The sequence below is a fragment of the Deltaproteobacteria bacterium genome (assembly GCA_005879795.1).
Classification (GTDB): domain Bacteria; phylum Desulfobacterota; class Binatia; order DP-6; family DP-6; genus DP-6.
In genome coordinates this window covers 1-10,781 of sequence record VBKJ01000079.1, presented here as the reverse complement: position 1 = coordinate 10,781, position 10,781 = coordinate 1, and the positions used below count along the sequence as shown (strand labels likewise).

Below are 10,781 nucleotides of genomic sequence, written 5' to 3'. Positions count from 1 at the left end.
CTCGACAGCAGGGACTTCTGAGTCGTTTTGGTGCGCGGCGCGGGCGCGGGGTGCCCCGCGCCCTGCCGGTCGGGGTGGCTTCACTCTGCTGGAGGCGTTGGTGGCGTTGGCGGTGAGTGCCCTCGTCCTGGTGGCCCTCTACGGAGCGGTCGTGCGGGCGGGGGTGGTGCGCGAACGCGCGGGGCGGAGCGCGGAGCGTCTCACGAAGGCGCGTATGCTGCTCCTTCGCATCGCGGGAGAGGTCGAGGGGGCGGTTCGGCCGGGGGCGCCTGGCGCGCCGGAGCGGTTCATCGTGGTCGCGCCGGCCGATGGCGGGCCGCCGTGGTGGGAGCTGCGGCTCGCGACCGCCGCGAGTGACGACGTCCGCCTGCTCGCCTACCGCGTGGAGGCCCCTGCAGCCGGGCCGGGTGTGCTGGTGCGGCGCGAGGGCGGGCGCTTCGCGCCGCCCGACGCGCCCGAGCCGGCGGGGACGCCCGCCCTGGCCGGCGTGCGCACGTTCCGCGTGCGCTGCTTCGACGGCAGCGAGTGGAAGGCCGCGTGGACGCTCCCCGCGCTGCCGCGCGTGGTCGAGCTGGCGGTCGGGGTGGACGACGGCGCGGGCGGTGCCCTGGAGCTGACGACGGCGGTCGCGCTGCCGCTCGCGGGCGCGTCGTGATGCGGCTCCTCGGGCTGGAGGTCACGGCGCACGAGGTGCGCGTGGCGCGCGGCGAGCGGAGCTTCGGCACGCTGCGCCTGACCGCGCTCGAGCGCCGGCCGCTCACAGGCCCGGCGGCGCTGCCGGGGGTGCTCGCGGAGATCGCCGGGGCGCGTGCCGACGTCGTGCTCACGGCGCTCCCCGCGTCCGCCGCCACCCACCGGTTCCTCACCTTGCCCTTCCGCGACCGCGGGCGTCTCACCCGCAGCGCCCCGCTCGAGCTGCTGGGGCAGCTCCCGCTCGACCCGGCGGGCCTTGCCGTCGCATGCGAGCCGCTCGGGCCCGCGCCCGGCGGGACGGCCGTGCTCGCCGCCGCCGTCCGGCAGGGCGAGCTGGAAGCGCACGTGGCGCTGCTCGCCGGCGCCGGGCTCGCGCCCGCACGCGTCGACCTGGCGCCGTTGCCGGCCTGGAACCTCCTGCCCTCGAGCGGCGACGACCAGGCCCTGGTGGTCGCCGACGGCGCCGCGAGCGCGCTCGCCCTCCGGCGCGGCGGGCGGCTCGCCGGGCTGCGGGCGCTCGGCGCCTCGGCGCGGGAGCCGGCGGCGCTCGCGGCCGAGGTGCGGTGGTCGCTCGCGGCGCTCGGCGGCCGGGCGGCGACGATCGTCGTCGCCGGCGCGGATGCCGACTCGTCGCTCGCGCGGGCGCTCGGCGCCGCCACCGGGGCGCGCGTCGTGCCGCTTGCGGACGCCGCGCGTCTCGTCCCGCCGCACGGCGCGGACGAGATCGCCGCGTGCGCGGTCGCCGCCGGCCTGGTCGCCGGCGCAGGGCGCGCGGCGCGCGTCGGCCTGGCGCTCGGCGGCACGGAGCCGGCGGGCCACGGCTCCCTCCGCCGGGCCGTGGCGCTCGGCTGCCTCGGGCTCGCCCTGGGTGCGTTCGACGTGGGCCTCGCGCACCAGCGCCTCGCGCGCCGCGACGCGGCGCTGACGCGCGCCGTCGCCGCCGAGGCCGCCGCCGTGCTTCCCGGCGTGCGCCTGGTCGCGCCGCGGGCCGAGCTGGACGCCGCCGTCGCGGCCGCCGCACGGCGCGCGGTGCGGCTCGGGGGCGAGACGGGCCCGCTGGAGGTGCTGCGCGAGCTCTCGGCGCGCGTGCCGGCGGCGCTCCGCCTCGACCTGGACGAGCTCGCCGTCGAGCGCGACGGCATCCGTCTCCACGGCCGCGCGGAGAGCTTCGATGCGGTCGACGCGCTCCGCCGCGCGCTCGCCGCGTCGCCCCTCCTGGCCGACGTCGCCGCCGACGAGACGCGCACCACGGTCGACGGCCGCCGGGTCGAGTTCCGGCTGCGCGCGGCGCGGAAGCCGGCGCTGGGAGCCAGCTCGTGAGGCGCCTCGCCGCCTGGCTCGCCGCGCTCTCGGCGCGGGAGCGGACGCTCGTCGCGGCGGCGGCCACCGCGGCCGCCCTCGCCCTCGTCGCGCGCGGCGCGCTCGCCGTGCGCGACGACCTGGCGACGCTCGGCGCGCGTGTCGCCGGGCACGAGCGCGAGCTGGCCGCCGTGCGGCGCGCCGCAGCCGCGCTCCGCCGCGGCGCGCCGGCCGCCAGCGGCGCGGCCGACGCGCCGGCGCTGCTCGCGCGCCTGGAAGCCGCCGCCGCCGACGCCGTCGGGCGCGAGCGGATCGCCAACATGACGCCCGCCGCCGGCCCGGTCGCGGACGGGCTCGCCGAGGAGCGCGTGACGCTCGGCCTGCGTGGCGCCTCGCTCGGCGACACGGTGCGCCTCCTCCACCGGCTCGAGACGGCGGACCCGCCGCTCCACGCCGTGCGCCTCGAGCTGCGCAAGCACCCCGATGACCCCGGGCACTTCGACGCCACGGTCGAGGTGGCCGAGCTCCACGCTGCGCCGTGAGGCTCGCCCGCATCCTGGTCGCGGGCGCGATCTTCGCCGGTGTCGTCGCGCTCACCTTCCCGACCGACGCGCTCGTGCGCTGGGCGCTGGCACGCGCGCTCCCGCCCGGCGGCCCGCGCCTGGAAATCGACCACGCGACGCTCCGGCCCTGGGGGGTCAGGCTCGCACCGGCTACCCTCCGCGACGCCGAGGGCTACCGGCTCGCGGTCGCCGACTGGCTCGTCGCGCGCCCGTCCCTGCTGGGCTTCATCGACGATCCGGCGGGACGCCCCTGGCGCGTGACCGGGGCTGCGTATGGCGGCACGTTCACCGCGGTGGTCGACCGCCGGGTGACTCTCCTCGAGTGGCACGACCTCGACCTCGCGCGCATGCCGACGCTCAAGGTCGGCGGCGAGCGCGTCGGCGGCGCGACCGAGGGTGCGGCGACGCTGGAGGCCACATCTGCCGGGGGCAGGCTCGACGTGCGCGGCATGACGTGGCCGACCGCGGCGCGTTTCCTCGTCGGCCCCGAGGCGGTGCCGATCGACGCCACCGTGGGGTGGGACCTCGCCGGCGGGCGGCTCCTACTGACTGGCATCACCGCCCACGGCGCCGGCGTCGAGGCGAAGGGCGCGGGGTCGGTGCGGCTCGCGAGCCCGCTCGGGCGGAGCGCGCTCGACGTTCACCTGACGCTCGCGCCGGGCCCCGACACGTCCCCGGGCCTGCGGCGGTTGATCGCCGACCTGCCGGCGTCGGCCGACGGTACCGACGCGCGCCGCGTCGCCCTCACCGGGACGATCGATGCGCCCCGCTTCGAGGCAGCACCGTGAGGCGGCGCCGCGGCATCACCCTCCTCGAGGTGCTGGTGGCGCTCGTCATCCTCGCCGTCGGCGTGACCGCGCTCCAGCGCCTCCTCGCGCGGAGCGTCGCGACCGTGACGGCCGACGGGCGGACGACCCGCGCCATGCTGCTCGCGCAGGCGCTCCTCGCCGAGGCGGAGGTGCAGCCGCCCGAGCCGGGCCGGAGCGACGGCGTGCGGCCCGGCGGCCTCCGCTTCGAGCGCGAGGTCCGGCGCACGCTGCACCCGGCGCTGCGCGAGGTGCGCGTGCGCGTCTACCCGGAGGCGGGCGGGACGGCCTGCGAGGTGATGGAGATGATCCGTGTGCCGCCGGCGTGAGAGCGGCCTGGCGCTCGTGGCCGCGGTCACGGCGCTCGCGCTGATGAGCGTGCTGGCGCTCGGCCTGGCGGAGACGAGCGCGCTCGACGAGCGCCTCGCCGAGAAGTCGCTCGCCGCGCTCCAGGCGCAGGCCCTCGCGCGCTCCGGCGTCGCCGTCGCGGCCGTCGTGCTCGCCGAGACGGGCGCTGCCGGGACGCCCGACACGCTCCGCGCGCCGTGGGCGGTCGGCGTGGGCCGCCAGCCGCTCGGCGCCGGCTGGGTCGAGGTGCACGTCGAGGACGAGGCCCGCCGCCTCGACCTCAACGCGCCGGAGCTGGCGGACGCGGTGCCCCGGCTGCTCACGCTCCTCGGCCTCGATCCCCGCCTGGCCGACGCGCTCGCCGACTGGACCGACGCCGACGACACGCCGCGCCCGCATGGCGCCGAGCGGGAGTGGTATCTGGCGCAGGCGCCGCCGCTCGTGCCGCGGAACGCGCCGTTCGCCAGCGTGGGGGAGCTGGCGCTCGTGCGTGGGATCGATGCCGCGGCGCTGGCGCGGCTCAGGCCCTTCGTGGCCGTCGCCGACGAGCATGCGGTCAATCCCAACACAGCCTCGCGCGAGGTGCTGCTCGCGGTGGTGCAGGACGTGGCGGCGGTCGATCGGCTCCTCGCCGAGCGCGCGCGACGGCCGCTCGCGGGCGAGGACAGCGCGGCGCTGCTCCCCGACGCCCCCGACGCCGTCCGCCTCGTTCTCACGCCGCGCGGGCAGCACTACACGGTGCGGGCCGTGGGCGGCGTCGGGGCGGTCCGTCGGGCCGTCGAGGCGACGCTCTCGGCGCCGGCGGGGGTGGAGCCGGAGATCGTGGCGTGGCGGGCCGTCGAGAGGTAGCAGCGGGAACGGCCTCACGCCGCGAGCCGCTGCTTGACGGCGCTGCTCCGTTAGGCCTGAAGGGAAGTCGATGAGGCGGAGGACGTCCTCCGGATGGTGGGTCGCTGCGCTCGCGCTCGTCGCTCTCGGCGTCGGCGCCTATGTCCTGTTCCTGCGCGGGCAGCCGGAGGTCAGTCCACCCGCGCCCGAGGCTGTCTCTCCCGTCCCGGTGCCGGGCACCGCGGTCGCACCGACCAGCCCGGAGCCGACCACGACGCCGCCGGAGAGCGTGCCCGGGACGACGCTGCCGCCGCTCGCCGAGAGCGACGCGGTGGTGCGAGAGCTGGCGGGGGGCCTCTCCTCGGATCCCGGGCTGTCCCGCTGGCTCTCCGTCGACCGGCTGATCCAGCGCTTCGTTGCCGCGGTCGACAACATCGCGGAGGGGACGAGCCCGCGCCCTCACCTGCTCTTCCTGGCTCCCGAAGCGACCTTCCAGACCGTCACGCGCAACGGACGCCCGTACGTCGATCCCAGGAGCTACCAGCGGTACGACGCCGTCGCCGACGTCGTCGCCTCGCTCGATGCACAACGCTCCGTCGCGCGGTACCGCCAGCTCCAGCCGCTGTGCGAGGACGCCTGGCGTGAGCTCGGGCATCCCGGCCGCTTCGACGATGCGCTGGCGAAGACCATCCACGCGCTCCTCGTCACACCCGTCGTCGACGGCGACATCGAGCTTCACCCCAAGGTCGTCTCCTACGCCTTCGCCGATCCCCGGCTGGAGGCGCTGAGCGCGGCCCAGAAGCATTTCCTCCGCATGGGGCCACGCAACGTGCGGCTGATCCAGGGCCAGGTGCGTGCCCTGGCGGCGGCGCTCGGCGTGCCGGAGAGCGAACCCCGCCCGTGAACCCGACCGCTACCTCCGCCCGAACATCCCGTTCACCTCGGCGTGCGAGAGCGTGTCGCGGAGGAAGCCCTGGTAGGTCCCCTGGCGCAGCAGCTCCTCGGCGATGCGCCGCGTGAGCGCCAGGGTCGCCCGCATCGGCCCGGCCCCGACGCTCACGCGCGCCACGCCGAGGCGCTCCAGCTCCTTCACCGGCGGCACGCCGGCGAAGGCCATGACGTTGAGCGGGCGGTGGACGGCGCCCACGACGCGCGCGATCGCCTCGGGGTCGGCCAGGCCGGGTGCGAAGAGCCCGTCGGCGCTCGCGGCCTCGTAGGTCTGGAGGCGGCCGATGGCGTCGGCCAGCTGCTCCGCCGGGCCGCCCTTGCCGCGCAGGAAGGCGTCGGTGCGCGCGTTCACGAAGAAGTCCAGCTCGCGCGCGGCGGGGAGCGCGCGGATGGCGGCGATCTTCTCGACCAGGCCACGCGGCTCCTGCATGCCGTCCTCGATGTTGATGCCGACCGCGCCCGCGTCGATGATCGCCTGCACGTTGGCGGCGACACCCGCCGGGCTCTCCGCGTAGCCGCGCTCGAAGTCGACGCTCACCGGGATCGCGACCGTGGCGGTGATGCGGCGGACGGCGCCGACCACCAGCTCGCACGGGATGCGCTCGCCGTCCGGGTAACCGAGCGACGCCGCGAGCCCGCTGCTGGTGGTGGCGATCGCGGGCGCGCCCGCCAGCTCGAAGATGCGCGCGCTGGCCGCGTCCCAGGCGTTGGGGAGGACGAGGATCCGCCCGCCGTGGTGGAGCGCATGGAAGGCGCGGGCGCGATCCTTCTGGGCCGTCGTCATGGGAGGCTCCTTTGCTCGAGAGCGCCGGCGCGCTCGTGCCCGAGCAGCCAGCGCTTGCGCTCGATTCCACCCGCGTAGCCGGTGAGTCGCCCGTCGGCGCCGATCACGCGGTGGCACGGCACGACGATGCCGACGGGATTGGCGCCGTTCGCCGCGCCCACCGCACGCACCGCGGCGGAGGCACCGATGCGATGCGCGAGCGCCTGGTACGAGATCGTCTCGCCCGGCGGGATGCGCCGCAGCGCGGCCCACACCCGGCGCTGGAACGGCGTGCCGCCGGGATCGACCGCGATGGCGTCGAGCGCGCCCAGGTCGCCGCCGAAGTAGGCAGCGAGGCGGCTCGGCACCCCGGCCGGATCCGCGTCGCGCCGGAGCTCGACCTCTCCGAAGCGCCTGACGAGGCGCCCGCGCCGCTCGGGCCAGCGCTCCGCGAACTCGAGCGCCACGAGCGCGCCATCGCGCACCGCCAGCACGATCAAGCCGATGGGCGAGCGGAACTCGGTCACCTCGAGCGTCATGTGCCCTCCTCGCCGGCCAGGCCGGCCCAGAGATGCATCGCGGCGTAGGCGCGCCACGGGCGCCACGCCTCGGCCAGCTCGGCCACGCGCGCCGGCTCGAGCGGCGCCGCCCCGTGGCCGAGCGCGCGGCGGAGCCCCAGGTCGGCCGCCGGGAAGGCGTCGGGCTCGTCCAGGGCGCGCATCGCGATGTAGTGCGCCGTCCAGGCGCCGATGCCGGGGACGGCGGCGAGACGCCCGACGGCATCCTCGAGCCCGCGCGACGCCTCGAGCACGAGCTCGCCGCGGGCGACGCCGCCGGCGAGCGCGCGGATGGTCGCGGCCCGGGCACGCGGGAGGCCGAGCGGGGCGAGGTCCGCGTCCGCGAGCACGGCGGGGCGCGGGAAGAGATGCGTGAGGCCGTCCTCCGGCGGGTCGAGCGGCGTGCCGAAGGTGCGCACGAGCCGTCCGGCGAGCGTCGTCGCGCCCCGCACCGTCACCTGCTGGCCGAGGACGGCGCGCACCGCGAGCTCGAAGGCGTCCCACGCCCCCGGCACGCGGAGCCCGGGCCGGCGCGCGACGAGCGGCGCGAGCTCCGGGCTCCGCGCGAGGTGGCCCCCGATCAGCCCGGGGTCGGCGTCGAGGTCGAAGAGGCGCCGCGCGCGCTCCACCACCTGGAGCAGGCGCTCGTGGCGCCCGAGGCGGACACGCATCAGAAGATGCGGCTCGGCCGCAGCCGCGCGCACCTCGATCGTGCCGGTATCGCCGCCGATCGCGATCGTCCGCCGGTAGACGCCCGCCGCGACCGCCTCGACGCCCGGCGTCGCGCGCAGCGCGACAAACCCGAGCAGCGCCGGCCAGTCGAGCGGCGGCCGGAAGGCGAGCTGGACGGAGTCCCGGATGCTCTGGGTCATGGTCATGCGCTCTCCGTACATCGTGCCTTCGACGCCGTCTGGCAAGCGGCGGACATGGTCGTCTCCCGCACGCGGAAGAGCGCGCGCGGCTCCCGGCCGGCGATCACGAGCGCCCGCACCGGGTGAAAGCGCGCCGCGAGACCGTCCGCCGCGCCGCGCACCGCGTCGCTCACCAGGATCTCGCCGCCGAGCGCGCGCTCCGCGATGCGCGCGGCCACGTTCACCTCGTGGCCGATGAGATCGCCCGCGCGCGAGCGCGCCGCGCCGGCGTGGATGCCGATGCGGAGACGCACGCCCCGCGCCGCCTGCTGCATCTCGAGCGCGGCGCGGAGCGCCGCGGCGGGTGACGCGAACGCGGCCATCAGCCCATCACCGAGGCGTTTCAGGATGCGGCCCGAGTGCCGGCGGATGGCCGGCAGGACCGCTCGGTCGTGCCGCTGGACCAGGCGTGCCGCGGCCCGGTCCCCGCGCGTGGCGGCGTAAGCCGTGAAGCCAGCGATGTCGGTGAACATCACCGTGAGCGGGCGTCGCCGCGCCGCGCGCACCGGAAAGAGGCCGGCCAGCCACTCGATGCCGGCCACGGGGTCGATCGAGGCATCCATCGTCCATCTCCTCCCCCGGTACCAACACCCGAGCGGCGTGAAACGTGAAATGGCGGTGCGGGATGGCCGCCCTGGATTTCACGCTCCGCCCGGGCGGCGTGTTACAGAGGCGAGCATGAGCCGTGTTACACAGGCGAGCATGAGCCCGCGCCCCGTCTCGCTCGCCGAGCTGACCGAGCGCCACCGGGGCGAGATCGTGGGCTACCTCGCGCGCCTGCTCGGCGACCATCAGGAGGCCGAGGACGCATGCCAGGAGGCCTTCATGCGCGCCCATCGCGCCTTCGGCCGGCTCGCGCCGGACGCCAACTCCCGCGCCTGGCTGTACCGCATCGCGACAAACACCGGGCTCAACGCCGCTCGCCGCCGCTCGCACCGGGCGGCGCGTAGGGCCGACGTACACCCCGACGCCCTCCCCGCCGACGCCGGGCCGTCGCTCGAGCGGCGCGAGGAGCTCCGCGCCGTCCGGCGCGCGGTCGAGGCGCTCCCGCCGCGGCAACGGGCCGCGCTCATGCTGCGGCAGTTCCAGGATCTCGGCTACGCCGAGATCGCCGCCACGCTCGGCGGCAACGAGGACGCTGCGCGCGCCAACGTGTACCAGGCGCTCAAGAAGCTGCGCGCCGCGCTTGGACGAGGTGTACGATGACCAGGCATGACGACGAGCTGATCGCGCTGCTGCTCGGCGATCGGCGGCGCTCGCCGGCGCTCGGGCGCTGGCTCGGAACGCTCGAGGGGCGGCGCGAGCTCGGCGCCTACCGCCGGACGCTCGAGGCACTCCAGCAGCTGTACGGGGACGCCGGCGCCGCGCCGCGGCGCACGGTCTATTACTGCGCCATGTCGACCCCGATCGGCCGCGTGTTCGTGGCGGCGAGCGAGGCGGGGCTGGTGCGTGTCTCGTTCCGGCAGAGCGAGGCGTCCTTCGTGGCGGAGCTCCGGCAGCGGCTCGCCGCCGACGTGATCCGCTCGCCGGCGCGCACCGCGGACATCGTCCACCAGCTGCGCGCCTACTTCGCGGGCGAACGGCGGAGCTTCGACGTGCGCCTCGACCTCCGCCACACCACATCCTTCCAGCGCCGCGTGCTCATGGCCGCCGCGCGCGTGCCGGCAGGCCAGGTGGTGTCCTACGGCGAGATCGCGCGCCGTATCGGGGACCCGCGCGGGAGCCGAGCGGTCGGGCAGGCGCTCCGCCGCAACCCCGTCCCGATCGTCATTCCCTGCCATCGCGTGGTCGCGGCCGGCGGGCGGATCGGCGGGTACACGGGCGGGCTCACGATCAAGCGGAAGCTCCTCCGCCTGGAGGGCGCGGTCGCCGCGGCGGGCTGACGGCGCGGGTGCAGCCCCCCCGCTGCGGGCCCCGCATGCCGCTCCGTGCGCCGGCGGCCGCCCGCGCCGGATTCCCGGGCCACGGCGCCGGCCCCCGCGATGGCACGCCTGTTGCCTTCCCCGCCTGACGGACGCATGGTCTACTCCGCGATGGCAAGGGTCGTCCGCTGGCGGGGAGCCGGGCAGCCGGCTCGCGCGGCAGCCGCCCCCGGTGCGACACGGGAGCCGTTCGCGGCCCGCCTTCACTTCGTGCCGCGCACGCTCCGCCGGCCGCACGCCTGGCTCGTGCGCGTGCTGCGCGGCTACTTCGAGCGCGCTCCGGGTTGGGTCCTCCTCACCACACGAGGCCGCCGGACCGGCCTCCCCCGCGAGGTGCTCCTCCCGTGCGAGCGCACGGCGGACGCCGTCATCGTGATCTCCACCTACCACTGGCGCTCCGACTGGATCCGCAACCTGCGCGCGGACCCGCGCGTCTCCGTCACGTGCGCCGGCTGGACCATCCCCGCGCGGGCCGAGATCGTCGAGGACCCGGCGGCCAAGCGGGCGATCATCGGCAAGTACCCCTTCTTCCCGGCGGCGCCGTTCGTCGTCGTGCACGCCGTCCTGCGCACCGTCCTGCGCCCGCTCCTGGTCCTCTGCCTGCGGCGCTGGGTCGCGCCGCGGCCGATGGTCGTCATGCGGCGGGGAGAGTGACGCCATGTTCTGCTTCCCCTTCGGCCCCTTCGGCCACTTCCACCGTCGCTTCCGGCGGTCCCTCGAGGACGAGCAGGGTTGCGGCATGACCTGGCACGACGACTGGCACCGCCGCTGGGCCGAGCGGCTCCAGCGGCAGGCCGAGCGGCGCGCTCGCCACTTCGCGCGGCACGCCGAGCACCAGGCGCGCCGCTTCGCCCGCGAGGCCGGGCGCTGGGCGCGCGGCGACGAGGACGAGAAGCCGCTCCCGCCCGAGGAGGAGGCGCTCCGCCGCGCCCGCCGCCGCGCCGCCGCCGAGGCCGGCTTCTACGCCCACCTGGTCAGCTACCTGAGCGTCATCGCCTTCCTCGCGCTCATCAACCTCTTCACCTCGCCCTGGTACCCGTGGTTCCTCTGGCCCGCGTTCGGCTGGGGCATCGGCCTCTTCTCGCACTACATGGCCGTGTTCGGCTCGCGCGCCTTGAAGGAGCGCTTCTTCGACCCGGCGGT

14 protein-coding genes are annotated in these 10,781 nt (G+C 76.8%); 10 read left to right on the top strand and 4 right to left on the bottom strand.

All coding sequences use genetic code 11. The annotated features are described in order from the left end of the window. The 6 genes from E6J59_04325 to E6J59_04300 form a co-directional block, all read left to right on the top strand. Window positions 1-655, top strand: a 655-nt coding sequence (locus tag E6J59_04325; protein ID TMB22257.1) for a prepilin-type N-terminal cleavage/methylation domain-containing protein, incomplete at its 5' end; no start/stop codon positions are given. Beyond that, window positions 655-2,013 carry a hypothetical protein gene (locus E6J59_04320; GenBank protein TMB22256.1) on the top strand — a complete coding sequence of 453 codons (1,359 nt, stop codon included), beginning with the start codon at window positions 655-657 and terminating at the stop codon, window positions 2,011-2,013. The genes E6J59_04325 and E6J59_04320, both read left to right, overlap by 1 nt. After that, window positions 2,010-2,534 carry a hypothetical protein gene (locus tag E6J59_04315; GenBank protein ID TMB22255.1) on the top strand — a complete coding sequence of 175 codons (525 nt, stop codon included), beginning with the start codon at window positions 2,010-2,012 and terminating at the stop codon, window positions 2,532-2,534. The genes E6J59_04320 and E6J59_04315 overlap by 4 nt, the downstream gene beginning before the upstream one ends. Beyond that, window positions 2,476-3,690: a prepilin-type N-terminal cleavage/methylation domain-containing protein gene (locus tag E6J59_04310; protein ID TMB22259.1), complete on the top strand. Its 1,215-nt coding sequence runs from the start codon at window positions 2,476-2,478 to the stop codon at window positions 3,688-3,690. The genes E6J59_04315 and E6J59_04310 overlap by 59 nt, the downstream gene beginning before the upstream one ends. Continuing rightward, complete coding sequence (locus E6J59_04305) at window positions 3,674-4,558, top strand: general secretion pathway protein GspK (GenBank protein ID TMB22254.1); 885 nt, start codon at window positions 3,674-3,676, stop codon at window positions 4,556-4,558. The genes E6J59_04310 and E6J59_04305 overlap by 17 nt, the downstream gene beginning before the upstream one ends. 70 nt (window positions 4,559-4,628) lie before the next feature. Further along, the gene (locus tag E6J59_04300; protein ID TMB22253.1) at window positions 4,629-5,441 is read left to right on the top strand and encodes a DUF3014 domain-containing protein; all 813 of its coding nucleotides are present in this window, start codon (window positions 4,629-4,631) and stop codon (window positions 5,439-5,441) included. A gap of 9 nt (window positions 5,442-5,450) precedes the next feature. On the opposite strand, the gene E6J59_04295 is transcribed toward E6J59_04300, so the two are convergent. The 4 genes from E6J59_04295 to E6J59_04280 are packed head-to-tail and all read right to left on the bottom strand — an operon-like array spanning window position 5,451 to window position 8,279. Beyond that, window positions 5,451-6,269 carry an isocitrate lyase/phosphoenolpyruvate mutase family protein gene (locus E6J59_04295; protein TMB22252.1) on the bottom strand — a complete coding sequence of 273 codons (819 nt, stop codon included), beginning with the start codon at window positions 6,267-6,269 and terminating at the stop codon, window positions 5,451-5,453. Then, entirely contained in the window at window positions 6,266-6,787 is a 522-nt protein-coding gene (locus tag E6J59_04290; GenBank protein TMB22251.1) for a methylated-DNA--[protein]-cysteine S-methyltransferase, read from the bottom strand. Before E6J59_04290 ends, E6J59_04295 begins: the two co-directional genes overlap by 4 nt. Beyond that, window positions 6,784-7,698, bottom strand: coding sequence for a DNA-3-methyladenine glycosylase 2 family protein (locus E6J59_04285; protein TMB22250.1), 915 nt, complete (start codon window positions 7,696-7,698; stop codon window positions 6,784-6,786). Before E6J59_04285 ends, E6J59_04290 begins: the two co-directional genes overlap by 4 nt. Further along, the gene (locus E6J59_04280) at window positions 7,680-8,279 is read right to left on the bottom strand and encodes an adenylate/guanylate cyclase domain-containing protein (GenBank protein TMB22249.1); all 600 of its coding nucleotides are present in this window, start codon (window positions 8,277-8,279) and stop codon (window positions 7,680-7,682) included. The genes E6J59_04285 and E6J59_04280 overlap by 19 nt, the downstream gene beginning before the upstream one ends. On the opposite strand from E6J59_04280, the gene E6J59_04275 reads away from it, so the two are divergent. The 4 genes from E6J59_04275 to E6J59_04260 form a co-directional block, all read left to right on the top strand. Beyond that, the gene (locus E6J59_04275; protein TMB22248.1) at window positions 8,176-8,922 is read left to right on the top strand and encodes an RNA polymerase sigma factor; all 747 of its coding nucleotides are present in this window, start codon (window positions 8,176-8,178) and stop codon (window positions 8,920-8,922) included. The two genes, E6J59_04280 and E6J59_04275, sit on opposite strands and share 104 nt — an antisense overlap. Further along, on the top strand, window positions 8,919-9,599 hold the full coding sequence (locus E6J59_04270; protein TMB22247.1) for a methylated-DNA--[protein]-cysteine S-methyltransferase: 681 nt from the start codon (window positions 8,919-8,921) through the stop codon (window positions 9,597-9,599). Before E6J59_04275 ends, E6J59_04270 begins: the two co-directional genes overlap by 4 nt. Before the next feature lie 99 nt (window positions 9,600-9,698). Next, on the top strand, window positions 9,699-10,292 hold the full coding sequence (locus E6J59_04265; GenBank protein ID TMB22246.1) for a nitroreductase family deazaflavin-dependent oxidoreductase: 594 nt from the start codon (window positions 9,699-9,701) through the stop codon (window positions 10,290-10,292). Between the two features lie 85 nt (window positions 10,293-10,377). Then, window positions 10,378-10,781, top strand: a 404-nt coding sequence (locus tag E6J59_04260) for a 2TM domain-containing protein (protein TMB22258.1), incomplete at its 3' end; no start/stop codon positions are given.